This window comes from Streptomyces sp. NPDC027185 (genome assembly GCF_055567035.1).
In genome coordinates, this window is sequence record NZ_JBVHRF010000004.1 from 495875 (window position 1) to 522200 (window position 26326).

Genomic DNA, 26326 nt, shown 5'->3' on the forward strand with positions numbered 1-26326 from the left:
TCACTCCTCGGCGTGGATGAAGACGTTCTTGGTCTCGGTGAAGGCGGTGAGGGCGTCGGGGCCCAGCTCGCGGCCGATGCCGGACTGTTTGAAGCCGCCGAACGGGGTCTGGTAGCGGACGCTGGCGTGGGAGTTGACGGAGAGGTTCCCGGCGGCGACGGCGCGCGAGACCCGCAGGGCCCGGCCGATGTCACGGGTCCACAGGGAGCCGGACAGGCCGTAGTCGGTGGCGTTGGCGAGGCGGATGGCGTCCGCCTCGTCGTCGAAGGGGAGGACGACGGCGACCGGGCCGAAGATCTCCTCGACGGCGGCGCGGTCGTCGGGGTGGCCGGTGAGGACCGTCGCCGGGTACCAGAAGCCCTTGCCCTCGGGGGCCTCGCCGCGGATGGCGACGGGGGCGCCCTCGGGGACGTAGGACCGTACGCGGTCGCGTTGGGCCGCGGAGATGAGCGGGCCCATACGGGTGGCGGGGTCGGCCGGGTCGCCGGCGGTGAACGCCTGGACGGCGGGCTCCAGCAGTTCCAGGAAGCGGTCGTGGACGGAGCGCTGGACGAGGATGCGGCTGCGGGCGCAGCAGTCCTGGCCGGTGTTGTCGAGGAAGGAGCCGGGGGCGGCCGCGGCGGCGGCCTCGATGTCGGCGTCGGCGAAGACGATGTTGGGGCTCTTGCCGCCGAGTTCGAGGGTGAGGCGTTTGGTCCGCTCGGCGCAGCGGGCGGCGATGTGGCGGCCGGTGGCGGTGGAGCCGGTGAAGACGACCTTGGCGACGCCGGGGTGGTCGACGAGGGCGGCGCCGGTGACCTTGCCCTCGCCGGGCAGGACCTGGAAGAGCCCTTCGGGCAGCCCGGCGTCGAGGGCATGGCGGGCCAGGCGGAGGGCGGTGAGCGGGGTGGTCTCGGCGGGTTTGAGGAGGACGGCGTTGCCGGCGGCGAGCGCGGGGGCCGTGCCCCAGGCGGCGATCGGCATCGGGAAGTTCCAGGGGGCGATGACGGCGACGACGCCGAGCGGTTCGCGGAAGGTCACGTCGAGGCCGCCGGCCACCGGGATCTGACTTCCGGTCAGCCGCTCCGCTCCCCCGGCCGCGTAGTGCAGCAGATCGCGGACGTTGCCCGCCTCCCAGGTGGCGTTGGCCAGGGGGTGGCCGGCCTCCAGGAGTTCGAGGCGGGCGAGGGAGTCGATGTGGGCGTCGACGGTGTCGGCGAAGCGGCGCAGCAGCCGGGCGCGGTCGGCGGGGGCGAGAGCGGCCCATTTCTCCTGGGCGGCGGCGGCCCGCCGGACCGCCGCGTCGACCTCCTCGGGGGTGGTCACGGGGACGGTCGCCACCGTCTCCTCGGTCGCCGGGTTGATGATGTCCAGCTCGTGCGGCACGGGCAGTCCTTACATGCGCTCGAAGGAGCGGAAGCGCTCCCAGTCCGTGACGGCCGCGTCGTAGGCGTCCTGTTCGACGCGGGCCATGTGGCGGTAGTGGTCGACGACGTCGTCGCCGAAGGCGTCGCGGGCGAGGGCGCTGCGCTCCCACAGGTCGGCGGCCTCGCGGAGGGTGGCGGGAACGTGGGCGGCGTCGCCGTCGTAGGCGTTGCCGGTGCAGGCGTCCGGCAGCTCCAGCTTCCGGTCGATGCCGTGGAGTCCGGCGGCGATCATGCCGGCGACGGCGAGGTAGGGGTTGACGTCGCCGCCGGGCAGCCGGTTCTCCAGCCGGAGGGCGGCGCCGTGGCCGACGACGCGCAGCGCGCAGGTGCGGTTGTCGGGGCCCCAGGCGACGGCGGTGGGGGCGAAGGAGCCGGGGCGGTAGCGCTTGTAGGAGTTGATGTTGGGGGCGTACAGGAGGGTGAAGTCGCGCAGCGCGGCGAGCTGTCCGGCGAGGAAGTGGCGCATCAGCGCGGACATGCCGTGCGGGGCGTCGGGGTCGGCGAGGACGGTCTCGCCGTCGTCGTCGCGGAGCGAGAGGTGGATGTGGCAGGAGTTGCCCTCGCGCTCGTCGTACTTGGCCATGAAGGTGAGCGCCATGCCCTCCTGAGCCGCGATCTCCTTGGCGCCGGTCTTGTAGACGGCGTGCTGGTCGCAGGTGGTGAGCGCATCGTCGTAGACGAAGACGATCTCGTGCTGGCCGAGATTGCACTCGCCCTTGGCGGACTCGACGGTCATCCCGGCGGCGGCCATCTCGTTGCGGATACGGCGCAGGACGGGCTCGACGCGGCCGGTGCCGAGGACGGAGTAGTCGCCGTTGTACTGGTTGGCGGGGGTCATGTCGCGGTAGCCGCGGGACCAGGCGTCCTCGTAGGTGTCCTTGAAGAGCTGGAACTCCAGCTCGGTGCCGGCGAAGGCGTGGAGTCCGCGGGCGGCGAGGCGGTCGAGCTGGCGGCGGAGTATCTGCCGGGGCGAGGCGGCGACGGGGCTGCCGTCGTGCCAGGCGAGGTCGGCGGTGATCAGGGCGGTGCCCGGGTTCCAGGGAGTGCGGCGCAAGGTGGCCGGGTCACCGTGCATGGCGAAGTCGCCGTAGCCGCGCTCCCAGGAGGACATGGCGTAGCCGTCGACGGTGTTGAGGTCGACGTCGACGGCGAGGAGGTAGTTGCAGCCCTCGGTGCCGTGGTCGAGGACGGTGTCGAGGAAGTGGCGGGCGGCGAACCGCTTGCCCTGGAGCCGTCCCTGCATGTCGGTGAAGGCGAGAACGACGGTGTCGATCTCCCCTGCGGCGACGAGTGCGCTCAGCTCCGCCACGGGGAGCGGGGGCGTGCGGTGGGCCACGGTGTTGCCTCCTGTCACTGCGGTCGCGAGGGCGCTCGGACGCCCCGGCCGGAATAAGGTATGCATACGAACCATTGGTTGGGAAGGGGTCGGGGATGGACGGTGCGGCGGATGGACTGGCACCCGTACTGCGGCCGGTGCGGGCGGGGAACGGCTTCGAGGAGGCGCTGGAGCAGATACTCCAGATCGTCCGGCTCGGCCTGGTGGCGCCGGGCGAACGGCTGCCCGCGGAGCGGGAATTGGCCGAGCGGCTGCACATCAGCCGGGTGACGCTGCGCGAGGTGCTGAAGGTCCTGGCGGACGAGGGGCTGGTGGAGAGCCGGCGCGGGCGGTACGGCGGCACGTTCGTCCGCGTACGTCAGGCGCGTCCGGGCGAGGCGGAGCTGCGCCGCCGGACCGACCGGATCGATCTGGAGGACACGCTGCGCTTCCGTGAGGTGCTGGAGACCGGCGCCGCCGGGCTGTGCGCGGCGCACGGACTGCCGGAGGCGGACGCCGCGCGGCTGCGCGGCTGCCTGACCGCCACCCGGGACGCGCCGCTGACCGACTACCGCCGCTGCGACACCCTCCTCCATCTCACCCTCGCGGAGCTGTCCGGCTCCCCCTCGCTCGCGGCGCAGTACGCGGCGGTGCGCGCCCGCGTCAACGATCTGCTGGACGGCATCCCGCTGCTGGTCCGCAACCTGGAGCACTCCCAGGCCCAGCACGACGCGCTGGTGGAGGCGGTCCTGGAGGGCGACGCGGACGGTGCCCGCGAGGTGGCCCGCGAACACTGCGGCGGCACGGCGGCGCTGCTGCGGGGGTTCCTGACCCGGCCCGCCGGCTGAGGCTCGGCGGACACGGTCCGCACCGGGGGCGGACGCGGCGGTGCGGCGCCGGGCCGGGCGCCGCACCCCATGTCCCGTGTCCCGTACGGGAACGCCGGGCTCCGGTCCGTACGGTGGCGGCGAGCGCGGCGGAACGCACACGGGGCAACGGCGCCCGCACCGGGCCGGGCGCCGTGCCCCGTACGGAAACGCCGGGTCCCGGCCCCGCCCCCGTACGGAGCTCCGGCCGTGGCCTCCCGGCGGAGCGGTATCGGCCCCCGCGTCCGGCACGTCCCTCTTGCCCGGCCCGGTAACCGTGCTTTTCCCGCAGAGGTCTTGCGCACCGCCCCGGAATCCGGCAAAGGTATGCCGCTGAACCTTTATTCGGGCCGTCCGTCCCGGGCGCCCCGGCCCACCGGCGAGGCAGGAGCGGCTGATGGCCGACCGTACGGAACCGCAGAGCGCACCGCCCCGGACCGGCACCGGGAGCGCCTCCCCCAAGGACACCTACCTGGAGCGGCGGTCGCTGCGGCGCGGCAGCGCGGGGCCGCTGCTGCTGACCGGGCTGGGCGTCGCCTACGTCGTCTCCGGCGACTTCTCCGGCTGGAACAACGGCCTGGCGCACGGCGGTTTCGGCGGACTGGCCATCGCCGCCGTGCTGATGGGCCTGATGTACACCTGCCTGGTCTTCGCGCTGGCGGAGCTGGCGTCGGTGCTGCCCACCGCGGGCGGCGGCTACGGCTTCGCCCGCCGCGCGCTGGGCACCTGGGGCGGCTTCCTGACCGGCACCGCCATCCTCATCGAGTACGTCCTCGCGCCCGCCGCCATCTCGATCTTCATCGGCGACTACGTCGAATCGCTCGGCCTGTTCGGCCTGCACTCGGGCTGGCCCGTGTATCTCGCCTGTTTCGTCCTCTTCATCGGTATCCACCTGTGGGGGGTGGGCGAGGCGCTCCGCTTCAGCCTGGTCGTCACCGCCGTCGCGGTGGCCGCGCTGCTGGTCTTCGCGCTCGCCGCGTTCAGCGACTTCCACGTGGACGCGCTCGACGACATCCCGGTACGGGCGGACGCGTTCGGCGCCTCGTCCTGGCTGCCGTTCGGGCTGCTCGGCATCTGGGCGGCGTTCCCGTTCGGGATGTGGTTCTTCCTCGGGGTGGAGGGCGTGCCGCTGGCGGCGGAGGAGACCCGGGACCCGGCGCGGGTGCTGCCGCGGGCGATGGCCGCCGCGATGGGGGTCCTGCTGCTGCTCGCGCTGGTCACCTTCACCGCGGCGACCGGCGCCCGGGGCAGCGCGGCGATCCAGTCGGCCGGCGACCCCCTGGTGCAGGCGCTCCAGCCGCACGGCACACCGACGGTGGTGAGCCGGATCGTCAACTACGCGGGGCTCGCCGGTCTGGTGGCGTCGTTCTTCTCGCTGATCTTCGCCGGCTCCCGGCAGCTCTTCGCCCTCTCCCGCGCCGGATACCTGCCCCGCTTCCTCTCCCTGACGAGCCGTCGCAAGGCCCCCTACCTGGGCCTGCTGGTGCCCGGCGCCCTCGGCTTCGCCCTCGCGGCGGCCACCGGCGACGGCGCCCGGATGCTGAACGTCGCGGTCTTCGGCGCGACCATCTCGTACGCCCTGATGGCGCTCTCGCACCTGGTGCTGCGGCGCCGGGAGCCGGGGCTGCACCGGCCGTACCGCACGCCCGGCGGGATGGTGACGTCGTCGGTCGCCCTCGTCCTGGCCTGTGCGGCGCTGGTGGCGACGTTCCTGGTGGACAAGGACGCGGCGCTGATCGCGCTCGGCGTGTACGCGGTGGCGCTGCTGTACTTCGCGTGCTACTCCCGCCACCGGCTGGTGGCCGCGGCGCCCGAGGAGGAGTTCGCGGCGCTGGCCGCCGCCGAGGCGGAACTGGACCGCGGCTGACCGGCCGCGCCCCGAGCCCGCTCACCGACCCGCAACCGTACGGAGGCCCCGATGCACCGGCCGCTCATCGGCATCAGCACCTATCTGGAGGACGCGGCGCGGTGGGGCGTGTGGACCCAGCCCGCCGCCGTGCTGCCCGCCGGGTACCACCGGCACGTCCAGCGGGCGGGCGGAATCGCCGCGCTGCTGCCGCCGGACGCGCCGGAGCGCGCCGCCGCCACCGTCGCCCGGCTGGACGGCCTGATCATCGCGGGCGGCGCCGACGTCGCCCCGGGCCGCTACGGCGCCGAGCCGGACCCGCGGACCGGGCCGCCCGCGCTCGCCCGGGACGCCTGGGAGCTCGCCCTGATCGAGGCGGCGTCGGCCGCGGCCGTCCCGCTGCTCGGCATCTGCCGGGGGCTGCAACTGCTGAACGTCGCGCGCGGCGGCACCCTCGTCCAGCACCTCGACGGACACAACGGCCCGCCCGGCGTCTTCGCCCGGCACACCGTCACCCCGGTCCCGGGCACCGCCCTCGCCACCGTCCTGCCCGAGGAGGTCGCCGTCCCCACCTACCACCACCAGGCCGTCGACCGCCTCGGCCGGAACCTGCGGATCTCCGCGCACGCGGCGGACGGCACCGTCGAGGGGCTGGAGGACCCGGACGCCCCCGCGTTCACCCTGGCCGTCCAGTGGCACCCCGAGGCCGGCGAGGACGTCCGGGTGGTGGCGGCACTGGTGGCCGCGGCGGGCGGGGCGGCCACGACGGCGACGGGCTGAGCGGGCCGGGGCCAAAGGCGCGAGCACGGGCCCACCGGGCCCGGGACCGCCCCCGCTCCCCGGCCCTCGTACACGGAACGGGCCCCGCCCCGGCGTCGTGCCGGAGGCGGGGCCCGTACCCGTGCGACGGGTGTGCCGTGCGCGTTACTTCACGGGAGCCATCTTGTCGACGATGCCCGGGTGGGCGTCGATCCACTTCTGGACACCCTTGTCCTCGTTGCCCTTGCCGGCGTCCTGGATGTCCTTCTCCAGGCTGCCCAGCTCATCGGGGGTCATCTTCCAGTTCTTCAGCCAGCCGTGGAACTCCGGGAACTCCTTCGGGAAGCTCTTGTTCCCGATGGAGGTGATGTGGTTCTCGGCGCCCCAGGTGCCCTTGGGGTCGGCCAGCTTGGTCAGGTCGTACTTGCTGTACGCCCAGTGCGGCGACCACAGGACGACCGCGATGGGCTCCTTCTTGGCGTACGCCCGCTGGAGTTCGGCGAGCATCGCGCTGGTACCGGCGGAGGTGACCTGGAAACCGTCCAGACCGTACGCCGGGGCGACGGTGCTCTTGAGCCGCTTCATCTCACCGGTGCCCGGCTCGATGCCGATGATCTTGCCGCCGAACTCGTCCTTGTGCTTGCGCAGGTCGTCGAGGGTCTTGACGTCCTTGACGTAGGACGGCACCGCGATCTCCAGCGACGTCTTGTCGTACCAGGGGCCGATATCGACGAGATCCTTCTTGTACTTGTCCCAGTACTGCTTCTGCGCGACCGGCAGCCAGCCGTCGGTCTCCACGTCGATCTGGCCGGTCGACAGACCGGTCCACATCGGGCCGACGTCGAGGTTGTGCAGCTTCGGCTTGTAGCCGCGCTTCTCCAGGACGTTCTTCCACAGGTACGTGGTGGCGATGCCCTCGTCCCACGCCGGGTAGCCGATGTCGGGCGCCTTGCCGGCGTCCTTGCCCTTGGCGTACGAGACGTGGCTGGACGGCGCGATCTTGTCGACCAGGCCGGGGTTCTTCTTCAGCCAGGCGCGGACGCCGTCCTGCTCATGGCCGTTCCCGGCCTCCGTGACCTCGTTCTCCAGGCTGGTGAGCTGGTCCTCGTCCAGGTGGAAGTTCTTCATCCACCCGGCGACCAGCGGCTCGTCCTTCGAGAAGCCCTTACGGCCCAGCATGTGCAGGCTGTCACCGGAGCCGAAGGCGCCCTTGGGGTCCTTCAGCTTGGTGAGGTCGTACTTGTTGTACGCCCAGTGCGGCGACCACAGCGTGACGGCGATCGGCTTCTTCGCCCGGATCGAACGGTCCAGCTCGGCCAGCATCGAGGAGGTCGAGGAATCCTGGACCTTGTACTCGCCGGACAGTCCGTAGTCCCCCAGGACCTTGTCCTTGAGGATCTTCATCTCGCCGGCGCCCGGCTCGATACCGGTGATCTTGCCGCCGAACGTCGCGCCCTTGCCCTTGAGGTCGTCGAGGGACTTGATGTCCTTCATGTACGACGGGACGGCGATCTCCAGCGACGTCTTGTCGTACCAGGCGCCGAGGTCCTCCAGCTTGTCCTGGTACTGCTTCCAGTACGCCTCGTGCGTCGTCGGCAGCCAGGCGTTGGACTGGACGTCGATGTCACCGCGGGCCTGACCGGCGAAGAGCGGACCGGCGTCGAGGGCCTGGAGCTTCGGCTTGAAGCCGCGCTGCTCCAGGATCTCCTTCCACAGGAAGGTGGTGGCGCGGCCCTCGTCCCAGTTGACGTAGCCGAGGGTGATCGGACGGCCGTTGCCGTCGGTGCCGCCCGCACCGCCGCCGGAGTTCTTGCCGAAGTAGCTCATCCCGCCCGCGACCAGCGCGAGGACGACGACACCGACGGTCGCCAGCGAGGTGGCCGGCTTCCAGCGCAGGAACTTCACCCCGCCGAGCGCGGCCTGCGCCTTGGCGAGGGCACGACGGCCCAGCGGCGAGACCCGCTGGTTGAGGGCGCCGGTCATCCGGTCGAGGTAGACGGCGAGGATGACGACGGAGAGACCCGCCTCGGCGCCCAGCTTCACATCGACGGAGCTGAGCGAGTTGTAGACCGAACCGCCCAGACCGCCGCCACCGGCGGTACCGGCGATGACGACCATGGACAGCGCCAGCATGATGACCTGGTTGATACCGGCCATGATCGTCGGCAGCGCCAGCGGCAGCTGCACCCGGAAGAGGGTGCGCCGCGGATGGGTACCGAACGCCTCGGCCGCCTCGACCAGTTCCTCGTCGACCTGCCGGATGCCCAGCTCCGTCATACGGACGGCGGGCGGCATGGAGAAGACGATGGTGGAGACGATGCCGGGGACGACACCGAGACCGAAGAAGAGGATGCCCGGGATCAGGTAGACCATCGCGGGCATCGTCTGCATCAGGTCGAGGACCGGACGCAGCGCACCGCCGACGGCACGGCTGCGGGCGGCCCAGATGCCGAGCGGTACGGCGATCAGGATCGTGATGATGCAGGCGACCAGCACCAGCGAGAGCGACGAGATCGTCTCGTCCCACTGCTCGATCGAGTCGATCAGCGCGAAGCCGAGGAAGGTGAGGACCGCGGCCGGCAGACCGCGCAGCCACCAGGCGATGATCGCGAAGATACCGGCGAGCAGCAGCGGCTCGGGGCCGGACAGCACCGCGTGGATGGCGGTGTAGAGGCCGTTGAGGATCTGCGTGACGAAGTCGAAGAGCCAGGCCGCGTGCTTGGTCAGCCAGTCGACGGCGTCGCTGGCCCAGCTGCCTATCGGAATTCTAGGCACCGGTGCTCACCTTGCCCTCGGGGTCGTTGTCCTCGTCCGCGTCCTTGTCCGCGGCGGCGGCGGGCTTCGCGGGCTTCTCCGCCGGCGCCGGTACGGCGGCCGCGGGCTCCTCCTCGCCCTCGCCGAGCGCGGCGAGCAGCCGGTCGGCACGGACCGCGCCGATGGCCTTGCCCGCCTTGTCCGCGACGGCGACCGGCACGGTGCTGAGCGAGCAGGGCGTGAACAGCTCGGCGATCGGGGTGTCCGCGACGACCACGGCGGGCGCGGCGGCGAGGAAGTCGTCGGGAGTGGCGATCTTCCTGCCGTCCGGGGCGGTGGTGCCCAGCACGTCGTCGGCGGCGGTCATGATCGCGCCGGCGGTCAGCACCCGGGTGCGGTCGACGTCCTGGGTGAAGGAGGCGACGTAGTCGTTGGCCGGGCGGACGAGGATGTCCTCGGCGCTGCCGATCTGCACGATACGGCCGTCGCGCATGACGGCGATCTTGTCGCCGAGACGCATCGCCTCGTTGAGGTCGTGGGTGATGAAGACGATGGTCTTCTTCAGCGTCTTCTGCAGCTCCAGCAGCTGATCCTGCATATCGCGGCGGATCAGCGGGTCCAGCGCGCTGAAGGACTCGTCCATCAGCAGCAGGTCGGCGTCGGTGGCGAGCGCGCGGGCCAGCCCGACGCGCTGCTGCATACCGCCGGACAGCTCGTCGGGCCAGGACTTCTCCCAGCCCTTGAGCCCGGTCAGCTCCAGCGCTTCGTAGGCGCGCTTCTCCCGCTCCTCGCGCGCGACGCCCTGGACCTCCAGGCCGTAGGCGGCGTTCTCCAGCACACTGCGGTGCGGGAAGAGGGCGAAGTGCTGGAAGACCATGGAGATCTTCTCGGAACGGACCTTGCGCAGTTCCTTGGGGCTGAGCGAGGTGAGGTCCTGACCGTCGAACCGGACGGTTCCGGCGGTCGGCTCCAGCAGCCCGTTCAGCGTCCGCAGCAGCGTGGACTTACCGGACCCGGACAGACCCATGACGACGAAGATCTGGCCCTCGTCCACCTCGATCGACGCGTCGATCACCGCGGCGGTGGTGCCCTCGGCGCGCAGTTCTCCGCGGTCGGCTCCCTCCTGGAGCCTGCGCACCGCGTCCTTCGGTCGTCTGCCGAACACCATGTACAGGTGCTCGGCTTGAAGCCTGGACACATACACCTCTCTTGTCGCACGAGAACGACCTGCCACCCCCGCAGACAGGTCGTGGAGAGGGACGAGATCCGCTCGCCTTCACCGATAAAAATGTTGAAACGCTTATCGGGTCCTCTCCGGCTGCGCGCCTGCCCCCCTTTATCTGGCTCAAACCGTCCGGTGGCCCACCTCACATCCGGGCCACGTTTGAGCCGTACACCTGGGAGGTTTCGCGTGCGGCATCATGCGGGGGTGACTCGACGCCTGATGCTCCTCGACACCGCCTCCCTCTACTTCCGCGCGTACTTCGGCGTCCCGGAGTCGGTCCGGGCCCCGGACGGCACCCCGGTGAACGCCGTGCGCGGCCTGCTGGACTTCATCGCCCGGCTCGTCCAGGACCACCAACCCGACTCCCTCGTGGCCTGCATGGACGCCGACTGGCGCCCGCAGTGGCGGGTCGATCTGATCCCCTCCTACAAGGCGCACCGCGTCGCCGCCGAGGCCCCCGCGGGCTCCGCCGCACCGGACGAGGAGGAGATTCCGGACACCCTCTCCCCGCAGGTCCCGGTGATCGAGGAGGTCCTGGACGCGCTGGGCATCGCCCGTGCCGGCGCTGCGGGATACGAGGCGGACGACGTCATCGGCACACTCACCGCCCGCGCGACCGGCCCGGTCGACGTCGTCACCGGCGACCGCGACCTCTACCAGCTGGTCGACGACGCACGCGGCGTCCGCATCCTCTATCCCGTCAAGGGCGTCGGCACCCTCCAGCTCACCGACGAGGCGCTGCTGCGCGAGAAGTACGGGGTCGACGGGCGCGGGTACGCGGATCTGGCACTGCTGCGCGGCGACCCGAGCGACGGCCTGCCGGGTGTGCCGGGCATCGGTGAGAAGACCGCGGCCAAACTGCTCGACGCCTACGGCGACCTGGCCGGGATCATCGCGGCGGCCGCCGATCCGGCCTCGAAGCTCACCCCGACCCAGCGCCGGCGGCTGACCGAGGCGGCCCCGTACCTGGCGGTCGCCCCGAAGGTGGTACGGGTGGCCACCGACGTACCGGTGCCGGAGGGCGACTTCGCACTCCCCCGCGAGCCCGCCGACCCCGGACGGCTGGAATCGCTCGCCACCCGGTGGGGTCTGGGCGGCTCACTGCACCGCTTGCTCGACACACTCCAGGGTTGAGCTGCTAGGTTAGGTAAACCTAACCAATTATCGCGTCCTCAGGGGAGACCGCCGTGGCAGCAGAGCGACCCGCCCGCAAGAAGCAGACGCTGCACCGCGCCGAGGTCCGGCGCACCGAGCAGCTCACCCCCCACATGGTGCGGGTGGTCCTCGGCGGCGAGGGCCTCGCGGCCTTCACCGCGGGCGCCTACAGCGACCACTACATCAAGCTGGTGTTCCCGCTGGAGGGCGTCGCCTACCCCGAACCGTTCGACATCGCGCAGATCCGCGCCGAGCTGCCGCGCGACCAGTGGCCCCGGACGCGTACGTACACGGTGCGCGCCTGGGACCCGGAGCGGCGCGAGCTGACCGTCGACTTCGTGGTCCACGGCGACGAGGGCATCGCGGGCCCGTGGGCGGCCGCGGCGAAGCCGGGCGAGGAGGTCCTCTTCCTCGGCCCCGGCGGCGCGTACGTCCCCGAGACCACGGCGGACTGGCATCTGCTCGCCGGCGACGAGAGCGCGCTGCCCGCCATCGCGGCGTCGCTGGCCCGGATGCCGGAGGGGGCGCCGGTGCGCGCCTTCATCGAGGTGGCCGGGCCCGAGGAGGAGCAGGAGCTGCCGGCTCCGGCGGGCGCCGAGATCACCTGGCTGCACCGCGGCACCGCACCGGTCGGCCGCCGGCTCGTCGCCGCCGTCGCCGCGCTGGACTTCCCCGCCGGGCAGGTCCAGGCGTTCGTCCACGGCGAGGCGGGCTTCGTCAAGGAGCTGCGCCGGGTGCTGCGGGTCGAGCGCGGCATCCCGCGCGAGGCCCTGTCGATCTCGGGCTACTGGCGCAGCGGCCACGACGAGGACGGCTGGCAGGCGTCCAAGCGCGACTGGAACCAGCGGATCGAGGCCGAACAGGAACCCGCCGCGGCGGCCTGACCAGCACAGACACCGCACGGCGCCGCCCGGCGTGGGCGCCTGCCCCACGCCGGGCGGCGCCGTCATGACGTACGGGCCGACGCGGCAGCGGGACGAGCCGATCCCGGCGGAGCGCTCTCCGCCGGGCTTCCGGGACCCCACCGACCGGGACCCACACCCCGTCAGGGGCCCGCCTCCGAGGAAGCGTCACGGACCGGAAGGCGCCCCCTTCACACCTCGGACGCGCCCACGCGAGACCCCACGGCGGCACCCTCGGCCTGATGCATCGTCAGCTCAGCCCCGTCCCGAAGCGGCGGGCCGACGCGTCCACCTGGGCGAGCCGGCGCATGGCCGCGAGGACCGCATCGCCCAGCACGGTGCCGACCACCACGCTCTCCACGAGGCGGTCCACCTCCGCGCCGCGCCCGGCGAACTCCAGATCGGCGCCGGCGATCCGCTCACACGCCTCCGCGTAGTCGTCCAGCACCTCCTCGAACGCGCCGTGGCCGATGTCGCGGAAGGTGGCCAGCGTCACCGCCATCGCCTCCACGGACGGATGGGCGAGATCGACCCGCCACCCGCGGCGGCGCACCAGCTCCGCGACGGCGTGCCGCGCCTCCTCCAGCCCCTCCGGGGCACCGCTGACCGGCGGGGTGACGGCGTGCTGCGCCGCGCCCAGCACCTTGTGCACCGGCTCCGGCGAATCGACCGCCGCCAGCACCTCCCGGACCGCCGCGACCGAGAGCCCGCCGACCTCCATCAGGCCCCGGATCAGCCGCAGCCTGTGTGCGTGCGATTCCTCGTAGACCGCCTGATTCGGGCTGGTCAGCCGCCCTGCGGGGAGCAGCCCCTCCCGGACGTAGTACTTGATCGTCGGCACCGCCACGCCGGTCTCGCGGCTCAGTTCCCCGATGCGCATCCGTCGCCCTTCTCCCGCGCGGCCCCCTCTCCGGGCGCCGCACCACCGGGCCCCCGCGCCGCCCGGCCTTGCCATGTCGCTCCCCATCATAGATAGTCCAGCTATCAGATAGCGGTAAGCACCGCTATCCATTCTTGGAGGACCCGTATGCCCAGATTCCGTTCCTTGCTCGTCTTCTCCTGGACCATGGCCGCGCTGGCCGTCGTCGCGGCGGTCGGCCTGCTGACCGACGACCGCGTCCTCGTCGGCGCACCGATCTGGCTGAAGCCCTTCAAGTTCGCCGTGTCGTTCGCCGCCTACGGCCTGACTCTCGCCTGGATGCTCGGCCGCCGCGGGCCGACCCGGACCGGCCGCTGGGCGGCGCGCACCGTCGTCGCCGCCGGCATCACCGAGATGGCGATCATCGTCGGCCAGACACTCCGCGGCCACAGCAGCCACTTCAACGTCGCGACCCCGCTGGACCGGGCGCTCTTCCAGGTCATGGGCATCACCATCGCCGTGCTGTGGACGGGCACACTCGTGATCGCCGTCCTCCTCTTCCGCGCCCGGCTCGGCGATCCCGCGGCGACCTGGGCGATCCGGCTCGGCATGCTGCTCGGACTGGCCGGTCTGCTGCTCGGCGCGCTGATGCTGCTGCCGACGCCGGAGCAGCAGGCCGCGGGCGCGCTGCGGACCGCCATCGGTGCGCACAGCGTCGGCGTCCCCGACGGCGGCCCGGCCATGCCGGTCACCGGTTGGAACGCCACCGGCGGCGATCTGCGCATACCGCACTTCTTCGGCATGCACGCGCTCCAGGCGCTCCCGCTCCTCCTCCACGGGATCGACGCGCTCAGCTCCCGCCTCCCCCGGCTGCGCGCGGAACGGGTGCGGCTCCGTCTCGTCCTGGTGGCCGCCGGATCCGCCGCCGCGCTGCTCGCCCTCCTCACCTGGCAGGCGCTGCGCGGCCAGGCCCTGACCCGCCCGGACACCGTCACCCTCACCGCGCTGGCCTGCCTCGCCCTCCTCACCGCCCTCGCCACGGCCGTGGCGCTACGCCACACCGGCATCACCCGCGCTCCGCACCCGCCCCTGAACGCGCCGCACCGGTCATCGGCCTGACGTATCGCCACACACCGGCCACGGCGCGGCGGCACGGCGCGCCGGCACCCCGGAAGCCGCGCCGCCCGCACCACGCCCCGAGACCACCAACACCCCACCCACTGCCCGGAGTTGACCGTATGACCGACAGCACCCTCTTCGACCTGGCCTTCCTCTGCGCGGCGCCGTTCTGGGCGCTGCTGATCCTCGCCCCCGGCCGCCGGCTGACCGACGCGTCGCCGCGTCGCCGTTGCCGCTGCTCCCCGTGGTCGCCGTCCACCTCGCGCTGGCCGTCCCGGTGCTCCCCCAGCTGTGGGCCGCCGTGCGCCACCCGGATCTGGCCGGTTTCCAGCAGCTGATGACGCTCGGCGGCGGCGCCGGGGCGATCTGGGCACAGGTGATCGCCTGGGATCTCTTCCTCGGTCAGTGGATGTACCGCGAGGCCCGGACCCTGCGCGTCCACCCGCTGGTCATGGGGCCGCTCCTGGCCTTCACCATCCTGCTCTCGCCGTTCGGACTGCTGCTCTTCCTCCCCCTGCGCGCCGCCCTCCGCCACCGGCGCCCCACGGCGTCCCCGTACGGCGACACCGCCGCCGAGCGGCCCGGCGCCCGGAACCGCCCCGCCCCCGGGAGCGGCACGACCGCCCCGTGACCCGCCCTCAACCGCTGCGGCGCCCGCCTCCTCCCCGGAGACGGGCGCCGCAGCGCGCTCCCGGGCCGCGGCCCGGGGCTCGGTCCTCACCCCACCGACGAGTACGCCACCACACCGCGCAGCACACCGTCGACGGCCTTGCGGGCCGTGCGGGCGACGGTGCCGCCGGGCGGGGCGGCGACCGCGATCTGACCGAGGACGTCGATCAACTGCTTGCACCAGCGGACGAAGTCACCGGCCGGCATCTCCGCCTCCGCCAGCACCTCGTCGAGGCCGAAGCCGGACGCCCAGCGGTAGGCCGCCCAGGCGAAGCCGAGGTCGGGCTCGCGCTGACCGACGCCCTCCGCCTGATTGATCTTGTGGTCCTCCTCCAGGGCGTCCAGCCGGCCCCAGATCCGCACCATCTCCGCGAGCGCGTCCCGCGCCTTGCCGGACGGCAGCTTCGGCGCCACCGCGTCGTCCGCCTGCCGCGCCTCGAAGACCAGCGCGGACGCACAGGCCGCCAGCTCCGCGGGGCCGAGCCCCTCCCAGACGCCCTCGCGCAGACACTCACTGGCCAGCAGGTCCAACTCGCCGTAGAGCCGGGCCAGTCGGCGCCCCTCGTCCGTGACGGTGTCGGCCTCCAGGTAGTCCAGCTCGGTCAGCAGCGCGCAGATCCGGTCGAAGGTGCGGGCGATGGTGTTCGTCCGGCCCTCGATACGGCGCTCCAGCTGCCGGGTGTCCCGCAGCAGCCGGTGGTAACGCTCCGCCCAGCGGGCGTGGTCCTCCCGCTCGTCACAGCCGTGACAGGGGTGCGCCCGGATCTCCTTGCGCAGCCGCGCGATCTCGCGGTCGTCAGCCGCCTCCGAACGCTTCTTGCGGTGGCGGTACGGCACGTGATGCCCGGCCTTGGTGCGCAGCGCGGACGCCAGATCGCGACGGGACTGCGGGCTGCGGGCGTTGAAGGACTTCGGGATCCGCATCCGGTCCAGCGCCTCGACCGGCACCGGGAAGTCCATCGCCGCCAGCCGCTTGACCTGCCGCTCGGCGGTCAGCACCAGCGGCCGCGGTCCGTCGGCCACCTCGTAACCGCGCTGCCGGTCGGTGCGGCCCGAGGACATCCCCGGGTCCAGCACCAGCGCGAGCCCCGCGTACTTGCCCGCCGGAACGTGGATGATGTCACCCGGCCGCAGCTTCTCCAGCGCCGCGGCCGCCGCCACCCGGCGGTGCGCCGCGCCCTGCTTGGCCAGCTCCGTCTCCCGCTCCTTCAGCTGCCGCCGCAGCCGGGAGTACTCCTCGAAATCGCCGAGATGGCAGGTCATCGAGGCGCGGTAGCCCTCAAGCCCCTCCTCGTTCTTGTGCACCTGACGGGAGATCCCGACGACCGACCGGTCCGCCTGGAACTGCGCGAACGACATCTCCAGCAGCTCCCGCGACCGGTGCCGCCCGAACTGCGAGACGAGATTGACCGCCATGTTGTACGACGGCTTGAATGACGAGCGCAGCGGATACGTCCGCGTACCGGCGAGACCGGCCAGCGCGCCCGGATTCATCCCGCGCTGCCAGAGCACCACCGCATGGCCCTCGACGTCGATCCCACGGCGCCCGGCCCGCCCGGTGAGCTGCGTGAACTCACCCGGCGTGATGTCGGCGTGCTGCTCGCCGTTCCACTTGACGAGCTTCTCCAGCACCACCGAACGGGCCGGCATGTTGATGCCCAGCGCCAGCGTCTCGGTCGCGAAGACGGCCTTGACCAGCCCCTTCACGAACAGCTCCTCGACGACCTCCTTGAACGTCGGCAGCATCCCGGCGTGGTGGGCGGCGATCCCGCGCTCCAGCCCCTCCAGCCACTCGAAGTACCCCAGCACATGGAGGTCGTCGTCGGGGATACCCGCCGTCCGCGCCTCGACTATGCGCCGGACCTTCTCCCGGCCCTCCTGATCGTTGAGACGCAGCCCCGCGTGCAGACACTGCTGGACGGCCGCCTCGCAGCCCGCGCGGCTGAAGATGAAGGTGATGGCGGGCAGCAGGCCCTCGTTGTCCAGCCGGTCGATCACCTCGGGACGGCTCGGCGTCCAGATGCGGCTGCGCTGGCGCCGCTCACGCTCGCGGTCCGCCTCGCGCAGATTCCGGCCGCGGCGCTTGTCCCGGCCGAAGGTGGGCCGGCTGTTCTCCAACCGGGCCAGCCGCTCCAGATCGGGGTTGACCTCCCGCCGGCCACCGCCGCGGCCCTCCCGCTCCTCGAACAGGTCGTACATCCGGCGGCCCGCGAGGACGTGCTGCCACAGCGGCACCGGGCGGTGCTCGGAGACGATCACCTCGGTGTCACCGCGGACGGTGTCCAGCCAGTCGCCGAACTCCTCGGCGTTGGAGACCGTCGCCGACAGCGAGACCAGCGTCACCGACTCGGGGAGATGGATGATCACCTCTTCCCAGACGGCGCCCCGGAAGCGGTCGGAGAGGTAGTGCACCTCGTCCATCACCACGTAGCTGAGCCCTATCAACGACTGCGAGCCCGCGTAGAGCATGTTCCGCAGCACCTCGGTGGTCATCACGATCACCGGCGCCTCGGAATTGACGCTGTTGTCCCCGGTCAGCAGGCCGACCTTCTCCGGGCCGTACCGCCGCACCAGGTCCTGGTACTTCTGGTTGGACAGCGCCTTGATGGGGGTGGTGTAGAAGCATTTGCGGCCCTGGGTCAGAGCCAGGTGGACGGCGAATTCGCCGACGATCGTCTTGCCGGAGCCCGTCGGCGCCGCGACCAGCACACCCTTGCCGGCCTCCAGGGCACGGCAGGCGTCGAGCTGGAACGGGTCCAGGGGGAAGTCGTACATCTCACGGAAAGGGGCGAGTGCGGTGGCCTGCTCGGCCGCACGGAGCTTGGCGGCGGCATAGCGCTCAGCAGGAGACATGTCCTCGGTCATCGTGCTCACGAGCCTACCGGCCACCTCTGACAGTCGGCCCGGCTTTATCCGGCACCGTTCCCTCCGGTACGCCCCGGCCCCCGGCCCCGTACGGCGGGGCGGGCGCCCCCGAGAACGGCGGAGGCGGGGAGCCACCGGCCCCCCGCCTCCGCCGTCATCTCGGCACGTGTCAGGTCACATCTCAGGTCACATCGTCCAGCTCACCGCGGTGGCGCCGGTCGCCGTCGGATCCGCTCGCCTGCTCGGGCAGCTCCGGCGGGGCGCCCACCGGCTCCATCTCACCGATCGGCTGCGGCGTCAGGTCCAGATCGGATGCCTCGTCGTCGGACGGCCCGGACTCCTCCCGGCGCCGCCGCCGCGCGTCACGGGAGAGCGCGATGAGTACGGCGCCGAAGTACAGCAGCCAGATCGGGCCGGCCAGCAGCAGCATGGTGACCGGGTCCGTGCTGGGCGTCGCGATGGCGGCGAAGACCGTGATGCCCATGATCATGCCGCGCCACCAGCCGAGCATCCGCTTGCCCGAAAGGATCCCGGCGAAGTTCAGCATGATCAGCAGCAGCGGCAGCTCGAAGGAGAGGCCGAAAACGATCACCATGCGGGTGATCAGATCGAGGAGTTTGTCCAGCGTCAGCAGGTTGTCCACGCCCGCCGGGGTGAACTCGATCAGCACCCGCGCCGTGGTCGGCATCACCTCGTACGCGAAGTACGCGCCGGCGACGAAGAGCGGGAAGCCCGCGCCGACGAAGCTCAGCGCGTACTTCTTCTCCTTGCTGTGCAGCCCGGGGGCGAGGAAGGCCCAGAGCTGGTACAGCCAGACCGGCGCGGCGAGGATGACACCCGAGACCAGCGAAACCTTCAGCGCGAGGGTGAAGGGACCGAGCAGGTCCATCATCACGATGTTCGCGCAGCGGCCCTTGCTCTGCTTGGCCAGGTCGGTGAAGAGGGCGTCGCAGCCGATCGTCTGCAGAATCGGTTTGGTGAAGAAGTTGATGATCGACTCGTAGAAGAACGCAGCGACGATCATCATGACGACGATCGCCAGCACGCCCTTCGCAAGGCGATTACGCAGCTCCCGCAGGTGCTCCACGAGCGGCATACGCCCCTCGGGATCCTTCTCCCGCTTCTGCTTCTTGGGGACGGACTTGCGCACCCCTCGTCCTCATCTCATCCGGTGGGGGCGGCCGGATCCGCCACCCGGTCAGGGCCCTCGGTTCTGCTACGCGGTGCGGTCGGTCTCGGTGACCGGACGCGCGCTGTTCACATCACCGGGTGCGGCCTTGATCGTCCGGGGCGCGGCCTGTGCGTCGTCCTTCGGCGGGTCGGCGGGAGCGGCTTCCTTCTGAGCGCTCTCCGACTTCATCGCCTTCGCCTCGCTCTTGAGGATGCGGGCGGACTTGCCGAGTGAGCGGGCCATGTCGGGAAGCTTCTTGGCGCCGAACAGCACGACCACGATGACCAGGAGCAGTACGAGCTCGGGCCAACCGATCTTTCCAAACATAAGCGAATACCTTCTCACCGAGGCGGCTGAGGATGGGACTACCTGACCAGGCCGGACATCCGTCCGCCCACCGTGCTTGAGCGATCGTAACGCTCACCGGTGAACGCCGGGCAACCCCCGTGCGCACTCCCGGACACGTACGCGCCACGCCCGCCGGACCCGCGACCCAGCGTACCGCCCTTAAACGTGCAGGCGGCGCCCCGTCAACCCCTGAATTCCCCGGATCCCGGCTCTCCGGAGGCGGCCCCTCCGGCCCGCGCCGCCAGCGGCGTGGCCGCCCGCTCCAGGTCCCGGGCGGCCCGCTGGATCCGCTCCGACGCCGCCCCCACCTGCCCGGCCAGCCGCCGCACCTCGACGAAGACACGGATGGCGAGCACCCCGAGCACGGCGATGCCGAGGAAGCCGAGGACAACAGCGAGCATGGGCCAGAACATGGGACGAGCCTAACGGGGGCCCGTGACACCGCCGCCCACGGGCGGCACGGTCAGCCGGTGTGCAGCCGCAGGGTGCGCACCCCGCCGCCGGTCAGCAGCTCGACGATGCGCTCCCCGGCCGGGCGGCGCACCGCACGGCCGCAGTCGGGGCAGGTGAAGGAGTAGAACGTGGTCTTCCGGCTGCCCCCTATGGCCAGCCGGAAGGCGTCCGACGCCAGCTCGAACCGGCCCCGGCAGTCGGGGCACGCCGCCTTGAAGAGCACCGGTGCGGGCCCGTCCGCCAGCGTGCCGGTCGCCGTCGTCGTCATCCTTCGCTGCCTCTCCTCACGGTGACAGGGGCACGCTCACTCGCCGTACGCGGCGAGCGCCTCGGTGGCGGCGCGGCGCGCGCTGTCGGCCAGCTCCGGCGGCGCGGTGATCCGGCCGTCACGGCCCAGCCGCAGCGCCAGCCGCCGCAGCGACGCCGGGTCGGGCGTGCGCAGGGTGACCCGCAGCCCGCCGTCCGGCAGCTCCTCGGCGCTGTCGTGCGGGTAGTACTCGGCGACCCAGCGGCCGCCGGGCCCGACCTCGATGCACACCTCGGGGTCCTCGGCGGCCGGCTGGACGAGGCCCTCCGAGAGGTCGCGCAGTTCGACGGGGGGCGGGTCGGCGGGCGCGTCCAGCAGCTTGATCTCCGCGACCCGGTCGAGGCGGAAGGTCCGCCGGGCCTCGGAGAGCCGGCACCACGCCTCCATGTAGGTGTGGCCGACGGCGAACAGGCGGATCGGGTCCACCTCACGCTCGGTCAGCTCGTCGCGCGCCGGGGAGTAGTAACGCAGCCACAGGCGGCGGCGCTCGGCGATCGCCCGGTCCACGTCGGCGAAGACGCCGCCCTCGGACTCGAAGGTCACCGACACCCGGGAGCTGGCCCCGGCCGCCTCGCCCGCCGCGGCCTCCAGCTTCGCGGTGGCCCGCAGCAACGCCTGCCGGTCGCCCTCGCGCAGCCCCGGCAGGGTCGCCACGGCGCGCGCCGCGACCAGCAGCGCGGTGGCCTCGTCGGCGGCCAGCCGCAGCGGGGCGGCGACGTCGTCGGGGTTGTGCCACCAGATGCGGTCACCGTCGGTGTCGATGTCGAGGAGGTCGCCGCCGCGGAAACTCGTCCCGCACATGGGCAGCACGTCCAGGTCGGCGATCAGCTCGTCCTCGGTGATGCCGAAGGCGCGGGCCACATCGCTGACGCGGGCGCCGGGGCGCTCGCGCAGATACGTCACCAGGGACAGCATCCGGCGGGTCTGGTCGATCGCGTTGGTCGCCACGGGTGTCGTCTCTCCCTCAGCCCTTGGCCACGGCACGCAGCCGGTCGATGACATCGGCGCGCAGTTCGGCCGGTTCCAGCACCACCACGTCGGGCCCGAACTCCACGAGCCAGGCGTCGAGCCCTCGTCCGTTCGGGATCTCCAACTCGTCCCAGCCGTCGCCCAGCTCACGGACGTTCAGCGCGCGGGCGCGCAGCGGGTAGCCGTGCCCGGCGCGCAGCCTGATGCGGGCGGTGCCGGTCGCGGTCTCCCCCGCCCAGACCTCGACGGTCTCGCGGACGGTGACGTGGTCGGGCACCGGCGCGGTGAACGCACCCTGCCGGGAGCGGACCTTGCCGGTGATCCGGGAGAGCCGGAAGACGCGTTCGGCGCGGCGGTCGCGGTCCCAGCCGGCGAGGTACCAGTGGCCGCGCCAGCATTCCAGGATCCACGGCTCGACCTGACGGCGCTCGGGGTGCGCGGCGTTGGACTTGCGGTAGTCGAAGACGACCGGGCGGCGGTCGCGGCAGGCCAGCATCAGCGGTTCGAAGGCGGCCTCGTGGGCGGGGATGCGCGGCTCCAGCGCGCTGTGCGGGGCGTCGGCGACATCGTCACCGGAGGCCAGCGGCATCCCGGCGGCGCGCAGCTTCTGCAAGGCGCCGCTGGCCGCGCCCGCCAGCCGGGCCTGCTGCCAGATCTTGGCGGCGAGCCCGAGGGCCGCGGCCTCCTCGGCGTCCAGGGTGATGGGCGGGAGGCGGTTGCTGTCGCGGCGGGCGAGATAGCCGACGTCGCCCTCCAGCCCCTCGACGGTCTCGATCACCAGGCCCAGCTCGCGCAGATCGTCCTTGTCCCGCTCGAACATGCGGTTGAACGAGTCGTCGGAGCCGCCGTCGTCACCCGTACCGAACGATTCGACGTACGCCTCGATCGACGACCGCAGTTCGCGCTTGGTCAGCGGGCGACGGGTACCCAGCAGGCACAGCGCCAGGTTCATCAGCCGCTCGGCCTTGGCAATCGCCATCGGCGCCCTTTCTCGTGGAACTCCCGATCCGTGACCGTACCGCCACGGGCGCCCGGGGCAAAAGCCGAGGGCCCGTGCGCTCCGGCACGGGCCCTCGGGGTGCGGCGTGATCTCAGACGGAGACCAGGTCGCAGACGAAGATCAGCGTCTCGCCGGGGGCGATCCGGCCGCCGCCGGCGCCGGCGTCGCCGTACGCGAGGTGCGCGGGGATGGTCAGCCGGCGGCGACCGCCGACCTTCATGCCCTGCACGCCCTTGTCCCAGCCGGCGATGACCTGGCCGGCGCCGAGCTGGAACTGCAGCGGCTTGCCGCGGTTCCAGCTGGCGTCGAACTCCTCGCCGGTGCTGAAGGAGACACCGACGTAGTGGACGCTCACGTTGTCCCCGGCCTTGGCGACCGGCCCGTCACCCTCCCACAGGTCCACGATCTCCAGATCGGTGGGAACCGGGCCCTCGGGGAAGTCGATCTCGGGCTTGTCGATGCTCACGGGTGTGCTCCTACGTATGTTTCCGTGCGATGGCCGCGTCAGTCTCGCAGACCCCGGTCAGAACGCGTCGACGATGTCGACGGAGAAGACCAGGGTGTTCTTGGCGAGATCGGACTGCGGGGAGGAACCGTAGCCCAGCTTCGGCGGAATCACGATTTCGACGCGGTCGCCGACGTGCTTGCCGACCAGCGCGTCGTCCCAGCCCTTGATGACCGAGCCGGTGCCGATCTGGAAGGTCGTGGCGCCGCCGTGGTCCCAGGAGGAGTCGAACTTCTTGCCGTCCTCCCACTTCACGCCGGTGTACTGGGCGACGAGCGCGTCCCCCTTCTTGACCTCCTTGCCCTTACCCTTGATCAGCACCTGCTGCTTGAGGTCGGCGGGCGCTTTCTCCCCCTTGGGCACGGTGATCGCGGCGGCCTTCTCGCCCTCCGCCTTCACCTCGGGCATACCGTCCTCGGGCTCGGCCTGCGCGCCCTCGGCCCTGGCCTTCTTGTCGACCTTCTCGGCACCGGCGATGTCGACGACGTACACCATGCCGTCGTCCGGCTTGACGCTCGCCTCCGGCGGCAGCTCACCGAGGAACGCCTTGGCGGTGCCCTCCAGCTGGACGCGGCTGCCCGCCTTCTGGCCCTTGAGCGCCTCCAGCACCTTGACCGGGAGCGGCAGCTGCTGCTGCATCTGCGCCAGCTGGTCGTTCAGCTCGACGACGACCTGACGCCGCGGCTCACCCTTGGCGGCCTTGCCGGAGCCGGGCGGGACGTCCCAGCTGCTGCCGAGGCTCTGCCCCTTCGTTAGCTTGCCGTCGTAGTCGACGCGGACGGTGGAGCCGTCCTCGACCTTCGTGCCCGAGCCCTGCTTCAGGGTCTTGGTGACGATGTCCGGTGCGACCTTGGCGCCCTTGGAGACCTTGATCTCCGGCTGGTCGCCCACCTTGCCCTGGACATCGGCGACCGTCTTGCCCGCGTCCTTGTCGTCGGACCCGCAGGCGGCGGTGAACAGCAGAAGGGGCACGGTCAGCGCGGCGGCGGCAGCGCGACGGGTGTTTTTCGTGAGGTTCATCAGTCCCACTCGGGATCGGGGGGTGGTGGCCAGTGCCCGCCACTCTACGACCTGAGGTCCGGAGCCCTTCCCGTTCGAACACGGCGAAGTGCCGGGAGCCCGCGGCTCCCGGCACTTCGCCGCCGGACACCCTCACATTCCGGCGATCAGCTTCTCCACCCGGTCGTCCACGCTGCGGAACGGGTCCTTGCACAGCACCGTCCGCTGCGCCTGGTCGTTCAGCTTGAGGTGCACCCAGTCCACCGTGAAATCGCGGCGCTGTTCCTGCGCGCGGCGGATGAAATCGCCGCGCAACCGCGCCCGGGTGGTCTGCGGCGGCACCGATTTTCCTTCGAAGATCTTCAGATCGTTGCAGATCCGCGCCGCCTGTCCCTTCCGCTCCAGAAGGTAGTAGAGCCCCCTGCGGCGGTGGATGTCGTGGTACGCGAGATCTATCTGCGCCACCCGCGGATGCGACATGGTGATGTTGTTCTTGGTGCGGTACCGCTCGATGAGCTGATGTTTCATCACCCAGTCGATCTCGGTGGCGACGCGGCCGAGTTCCTGGTCCCGGATTGCGCCGAGAGTACGGCCCCACAACTCCAGTACGCGTTCGACGGTGCCGGTACGGATTCCGCGGCGATCGCAGAAATCCACCGCCTTTTCGTAATACTCCTGCTGGACTTCGAGCGCCGATGCCTCGCGCCCGCTGGCGAGCCGGACCTTGCGCTGACCGGTGATGTCGTGGCTGACCTCACGGATCGCCCGGATCGGGTTCTCCAGCGTCAGATCCCGCATGACGGTGCCCGCCTCGATCATGCGCAGCACCAGATCGGTGGCGCCGACCTTCAGCAGCATCGTCGTCTCGGACATGTTGGAGTCGCCGACGATGACGTGCAGCCGGCGGTACCGCTCGGCGTCGGCGTGCGGTTCGTCGCGGGTGTTGATGATCGGGCGCGAGCGGGTCGTCGCGGACGAGACGCCCTCCCAGATGTGCTCGGCGCGCTGGCTGACGCAGTAGACCGCGCCGCGCGGGGTCTGCAGCACCTTGCCCGCGCCGCACAGCAACTGCCGGGTGACGAGGAAGGGAATGAGAATGTCCGCGAGCCGGGAGAACTCCCCGTGGCGGGCGACGAGATAGTTCTCGTGGCAGCCGTAGGAGTTACCCGCCGAATCGGTGTTGTTCTTGAAGAGATAGACGTCGCCCGCGATTCCCTCCTCGTGCAGGCGGCGTTCGGCGTCGACGAGAAGACCTTCGAGAATGCGCTCGCCTGCTTTGTCGTGGGTGACGAGTTCCGTCACGTTGTCGCACTCGGGGGTTGCGTATTCCGGGTGCGATCCCACATCGAGGTACAGGCGGGCGCCGTTCCGCAGGAAGACATTGCTGCTGCGGCCCCATGACACGACACGGCGGAAGAGGTACCGCGCCACTTCGTCAGGCGACAGTCGGCGCTGTCCCCTGAACGTGCACGTGACGCCGTACTCGTTCTCCAGCCCGAAAATGCGGCGGTCCATGACTGAACATTACGCCTGACGGCGTGCTCTGAAACCGGGTTCGACGGCCCCGTTGCGATCAATTTCCGCCGGGAGTACGAGCTGCTTCGGCCGTACGGGATCTCCCAGGAAGCGCTTCGTCGCCATCAGGACCAGCAGCGCGGCGACGCCCCCGGCTGCCGCGACGGCGAAGCCGGCGGCCGCTCCCCCGCGCTCCACCGCGGGCCCCACCACCGACGCGCCGACCGCCGAACCGACCCCGAAGGTCGTCACCAGCCACGAGAACGCCTCCGTGACCGTGCCCTTGGGCGCATGCCGGTCCACGACGACGAACGCGCAGGCCAGCGCGGGTGCCAGGGACACCCCGGCAAGCCCCGTCAACGCCGTCATCCCGGCCACCGGCGGGACGAGCACCAGCGGCAGGTACCCCAGCGCCAGCATCGCCACGAGCAGCCGCAGCCGCCCCTCGGGCCGTCCGGGCCACTCCCGCGCCCCGTAGACGACACCGCCCGCCAGCGCCCCGACACCGAGCGCCGAGAGGAGGCAACTGGAGACCATGCCGCCGCCGTGCTCGTCGGCGTACGCCACCGCGGCGACCGCGATGGAGCCGAGCGCCAGCCCGACGAAGAAGAACGCGCCGATCAGCACCAGCATCCCGGACGAGCGCAGCGCACCCAGCCAGTGCGCCTCCCGCGGCTCGCTGCGCCAGCGCCGCGACGGCGGCGACACCACGACCCAGAGCGCGCCGAGCACCCCGATGACGTTGATGACCAGCAGCGCCGCCCGCTCCGACCAGGCGGCCACGCAGAGCGTCACCAGCAGCGGCCCGACCGCGAACATCACCTCCTGCGCCACCGCGTCCAGCGCGTACGCGGCGTGCACCCGCTCCGGCCGCCCCAGCACCGTGGGCCACAGCGCCCGCAGTCCGCCCTCCAGCGGCGGCGTGAAGAGCCCGGCGACCGCCATCGCGGTGTAGGTGAGCGCCAGCGGATGCAGCCCGACGACGGCCGGCAGCGCCATGCCGAGCGCGGAGACCACCGCGGCGGGCAGCATCACCCGCGGCTGTCCGTGGAGGTCGACGGCGCGGCCCAGCAACGGCTGGCCGACGGCCGTGCAGACGCCGTAGACCGCGGAGAGCGCACCGGCCAGGGCGTAGCTGCCGCCCTCGGCGCGGACGAAGAGCACCACGGCGAGGGCCGCGGTGGCGTTCGGCAGCCGTCCGATCAGCGTGCCTGCCAGCAGCCGCGCCGCGTGCCTGGTCCGCAGCAGTTCCGCATATCCCGCGGCCATGCCGCCCCTTCCCCGTCCGGTAACGCCGGACATGATACGTATAACTTCCG

At 71.7% G+C, this 26326-nt stretch carries 23 protein-coding genes; 7 read left to right on the forward strand and 16 right to left on the reverse strand.

The window, feature by feature from the left end:
• Both ACZ4M8_RS15785 and ACZ4M8_RS15790 read right to left on the reverse strand, forming a co-directional pair.
• Positions 1 to 1365, reverse strand: coding sequence for an aldehyde dehydrogenase family protein (locus ACZ4M8_RS15785; RefSeq protein ID WP_467607397.1), 1365 nt, complete (start codon positions 1363 to 1365; stop codon positions 1 to 3).
• A 9-nt stretch (positions 1366 to 1374) separates the two neighbouring features.
• Positions 1375 to 2742: a glutamine synthetase family protein gene (locus ACZ4M8_RS15790; protein WP_467607400.1), complete on the reverse strand. Its 1368-nt coding sequence runs from the start codon at positions 2740 to 2742 to the stop codon at positions 1375 to 1377.
• Positions 2743 to 2837: 95 nt separating this feature from the next.
• On the opposite strand from ACZ4M8_RS15790, the gene ACZ4M8_RS15795 reads away from it, so the two are divergent.
• The 3 genes from ACZ4M8_RS15795 (at position 2838) to ACZ4M8_RS15805 (ending at position 6213) form a co-directional block, all read left to right on the forward strand.
• Entirely contained in the window at positions 2838 to 3569 is a 732-nt protein-coding gene (locus ACZ4M8_RS15795; protein ID WP_467607403.1) for a FadR/GntR family transcriptional regulator, read from the forward strand.
• Between the two features lie 415 nt (positions 3570 to 3984).
• Positions 3985 to 5454 (forward strand): ethanolamine permease, encoded by a 1470-nt coding sequence (eat, locus tag ACZ4M8_RS15800; RefSeq protein ID WP_467607405.1) that lies wholly within the window; start codon positions 3985 to 3987, stop codon positions 5452 to 5454.
• 51 nt (positions 5455 to 5505) lie between these two features.
• On the forward strand, positions 5506 to 6213 hold the full coding sequence (locus tag ACZ4M8_RS15805) for a gamma-glutamyl-gamma-aminobutyrate hydrolase family protein (protein ID WP_467607407.1): 708 nt from the start codon (positions 5506 to 5508) through the stop codon (positions 6211 to 6213).
• Positions 6214 to 6357: 144 nt separating this feature from the next.
• Here the strand turns inward: ACZ4M8_RS15805 and ACZ4M8_RS15810 are convergent, their stop codons facing one another.
• Complete coding sequence (locus ACZ4M8_RS15810) at positions 6358 to 8967, reverse strand: ABC transporter permease/substrate binding protein (RefSeq protein ID WP_467607410.1); 2610 nt, start codon at positions 8965 to 8967, stop codon at positions 6358 to 6360.
• On the reverse strand, positions 8960 to 10144 hold the full coding sequence (locus ACZ4M8_RS15815; RefSeq protein WP_467607411.1) for a quaternary amine ABC transporter ATP-binding protein: 1185 nt from the start codon (positions 10142 to 10144) through the stop codon (positions 8960 to 8962). The genes ACZ4M8_RS15810 and ACZ4M8_RS15815 overlap by 8 nt, the downstream gene beginning before the upstream one ends.
• Positions 10145 to 10390: 246 nt before the next feature.
• On the opposite strand from ACZ4M8_RS15815, the gene ACZ4M8_RS15820 reads away from it, so the two are divergent.
• Positions 10391 to 11305, forward strand: coding sequence for a 5'-3' exonuclease (locus ACZ4M8_RS15820; RefSeq protein WP_467608039.1), 915 nt, complete (start codon positions 10391 to 10393; stop codon positions 11303 to 11305).
• 53 nt (positions 11306 to 11358) lie between these two features.
• Positions 11359 to 12210 (forward strand): siderophore-interacting protein, encoded by an 852-nt coding sequence (locus ACZ4M8_RS15825; RefSeq protein WP_467607413.1) that lies wholly within the window; start codon positions 11359 to 11361, stop codon positions 12208 to 12210.
• Between the two features lie 268 nt (positions 12211 to 12478).
• Here the strand turns inward: ACZ4M8_RS15825 and ACZ4M8_RS15830 are convergent, their stop codons facing one another.
• Positions 12479 to 13108 carry a MerR family transcriptional regulator gene (locus ACZ4M8_RS15830; protein WP_467607416.1) on the reverse strand — a complete coding sequence of 210 codons (630 nt, stop codon included), beginning with the start codon at positions 13106 to 13108 and terminating at the stop codon, positions 12479 to 12481.
• A gap of 147 nt (positions 13109 to 13255) precedes the next feature.
• On the opposite strand from ACZ4M8_RS15830, the gene ACZ4M8_RS15835 reads away from it, so the two are divergent.
• Both ACZ4M8_RS15835 and ACZ4M8_RS15840 read left to right on the forward strand, forming a co-directional pair.
• Complete coding sequence (locus ACZ4M8_RS15835; protein WP_467607418.1) at positions 13256 to 14206, forward strand: hypothetical protein; 951 nt, start codon at positions 13256 to 13258, stop codon at positions 14204 to 14206.
• A 229-nt stretch (positions 14207 to 14435) separates the two neighbouring features.
• On the forward strand, positions 14436 to 14837 hold the full coding sequence (locus ACZ4M8_RS15840; protein WP_467607421.1) for an abscisic acid-deficient protein Aba4 family protein: 402 nt from the start codon (positions 14436 to 14438) through the stop codon (positions 14835 to 14837).
• An 86-nt stretch (positions 14838 to 14923) separates the two neighbouring features.
• On the opposite strand, the gene ACZ4M8_RS15845 is transcribed toward ACZ4M8_RS15840, so the two are convergent.
• The 11 genes from ACZ4M8_RS15845 to ACZ4M8_RS15895 form a co-directional block, all read right to left on the reverse strand.
• Positions 14924 to 17740 carry a DEAD/DEAH box helicase gene (locus tag ACZ4M8_RS15845; protein WP_467608042.1) on the reverse strand — a complete coding sequence of 939 codons (2817 nt, stop codon included), beginning with the start codon at positions 17738 to 17740 and terminating at the stop codon, positions 14924 to 14926.
• A gap of 181 nt (positions 17741 to 17921) precedes the next feature.
• The gene (gene tatC / locus ACZ4M8_RS15850; RefSeq protein WP_467608044.1) at positions 17922 to 18836 is read right to left on the reverse strand and encodes a twin-arginine translocase subunit TatC; all 915 of its coding nucleotides are present in this window, start codon (positions 18834 to 18836) and stop codon (positions 17922 to 17924) included.
• Positions 18837 to 18956: 120 nt separating this feature from the next.
• The gene (tatA, locus tag ACZ4M8_RS15855) at positions 18957 to 19238 is read right to left on the reverse strand and encodes a Sec-independent protein translocase subunit TatA (RefSeq protein WP_467607423.1); all 282 of its coding nucleotides are present in this window, start codon (positions 19236 to 19238) and stop codon (positions 18957 to 18959) included.
• A 203-nt stretch (positions 19239 to 19441) separates the two neighbouring features.
• On the reverse strand, positions 19442 to 19672 hold the full coding sequence (locus ACZ4M8_RS15860) for a hypothetical protein (protein WP_467607426.1): 231 nt from the start codon (positions 19670 to 19672) through the stop codon (positions 19442 to 19444).
• A 50-nt stretch (positions 19673 to 19722) separates the two neighbouring features.
• On the reverse strand, positions 19723 to 19980 hold the full coding sequence (locus ACZ4M8_RS15865; RefSeq protein WP_467607428.1) for a hypothetical protein: 258 nt from the start codon (positions 19978 to 19980) through the stop codon (positions 19723 to 19725).
• A gap of 36 nt (positions 19981 to 20016) precedes the next feature.
• Entirely contained in the window at positions 20017 to 20967 is a 951-nt protein-coding gene (locus ACZ4M8_RS15870; RefSeq protein ID WP_467607430.1) for a helix-turn-helix transcriptional regulator, read from the reverse strand.
• Between the two features lie 16 nt (positions 20968 to 20983).
• Positions 20984 to 21967: a helix-turn-helix transcriptional regulator gene (locus tag ACZ4M8_RS15875; protein ID WP_467607432.1), complete on the reverse strand. Its 984-nt coding sequence runs from the start codon at positions 21965 to 21967 to the stop codon at positions 20984 to 20986.
• A gap of 112 nt (positions 21968 to 22079) precedes the next feature.
• Positions 22080 to 22454: an FKBP-type peptidyl-prolyl cis-trans isomerase gene (locus ACZ4M8_RS15880; protein WP_467607435.1), complete on the reverse strand. Its 375-nt coding sequence runs from the start codon at positions 22452 to 22454 to the stop codon at positions 22080 to 22082.
• A gap of 57 nt (positions 22455 to 22511) precedes the next feature.
• On the reverse strand, positions 22512 to 23513 hold the full coding sequence (locus ACZ4M8_RS15885) for an FKBP-type peptidyl-prolyl cis-trans isomerase (protein WP_467607436.1): 1002 nt from the start codon (positions 23511 to 23513) through the stop codon (positions 22512 to 22514).
• A 132-nt stretch (positions 23514 to 23645) separates the two neighbouring features.
• Positions 23646 to 25007: a Pup--protein ligase gene (gene pafA / locus ACZ4M8_RS15890; protein ID WP_467607438.1), complete on the reverse strand. Its 1362-nt coding sequence runs from the start codon at positions 25005 to 25007 to the stop codon at positions 23646 to 23648.
• A gap of 9 nt (positions 25008 to 25016) precedes the next feature.
• Complete coding sequence (locus ACZ4M8_RS15895; protein WP_467607441.1) at positions 25017 to 26276, reverse strand: MFS transporter; 1260 nt, start codon at positions 26274 to 26276, stop codon at positions 25017 to 25019.
• Positions 26277 to 26326: the final 50 nt, after the last annotated feature.

Bases quoted from the DNA above. Each gene is read 5' to 3' on its own strand.
- ACZ4M8_RS15795 (WP_467607403.1), top strand. From the start codon at position 2,838: ATGGACGGTGCGGCGGATGGACTGGCACCCGTACTGCGGCCGGTGCGG.
- eat (WP_467607405.1), top strand. From the start codon at position 3,985: ATGGCCGACCGTACGGAACCGCAGAGCGCACCGCCCCGGACCGGCACC.
- ACZ4M8_RS15805 (WP_467607407.1), top strand. From the start codon at position 5,506: ATGCACCGGCCGCTCATCGGCATCAGCACCTATCTGGAGGACGCGGCG.
- ACZ4M8_RS15820 (WP_467608039.1), top strand. From the start codon at position 10,391: ATGCTCCTCGACACCGCCTCCCTCTACTTCCGCGCGTACTTCGGCGTC.
- ACZ4M8_RS15830 (WP_467607416.1), bottom strand. From the start codon at position 13,108: ATGCGCATCGGGGAACTGAGCCGCGAGACCGGCGTGGCGGTGCCGACG.
- ACZ4M8_RS15835 (WP_467607418.1), top strand. From the start codon at position 13,256: ATGCCCAGATTCCGTTCCTTGCTCGTCTTCTCCTGGACCATGGCCGCG.
- ACZ4M8_RS15845 (WP_467608042.1), bottom strand. From the start codon at position 17,740: ATGACCGAGGACATGTCTCCTGCTGAGCGCTATGCCGCCGCCAAGCTC.
- tatC (WP_467608044.1), bottom strand. From the start codon at position 18,836: ATGCCGCTCGTGGAGCACCTGCGGGAGCTGCGTAATCGCCTTGCGAAG.
- tatA (WP_467607423.1), bottom strand. From the start codon at position 19,238: ATGTTTGGAAAGATCGGTTGGCCCGAGCTCGTACTGCTCCTGGTCATC.
- ACZ4M8_RS15860 (WP_467607426.1), bottom strand. From the start codon at position 19,672: ATGTTCTGGCCCATGCTCGCTGTTGTCCTCGGCTTCCTCGGCATCGCC.
- ACZ4M8_RS15865 (WP_467607428.1), bottom strand. From the start codon at position 19,980: ATGACGACGACGGCGACCGGCACGCTGGCGGACGGGCCCGCACCGGTG.
- ACZ4M8_RS15875 (WP_467607432.1), bottom strand. From the start codon at position 21,967: ATGGCGATTGCCAAGGCCGAGCGGCTGATGAACCTGGCGCTGTGCCTG.
- ACZ4M8_RS15885 (WP_467607436.1), bottom strand. From the start codon at position 23,513: ATGAACCTCACGAAAAACACCCGTCGCGCTGCCGCCGCCGCGCTGACC.
- pafA (WP_467607438.1), bottom strand. From the start codon at position 25,007: ATGGACCGCCGCATTTTCGGGCTGGAGAACGAGTACGGCGTCACGTGC.
- ACZ4M8_RS15895 (WP_467607441.1), bottom strand. From the start codon at position 26,276: ATGGCCGCGGGATATGCGGAACTGCTGCGGACCAGGCACGCGGCGCGG.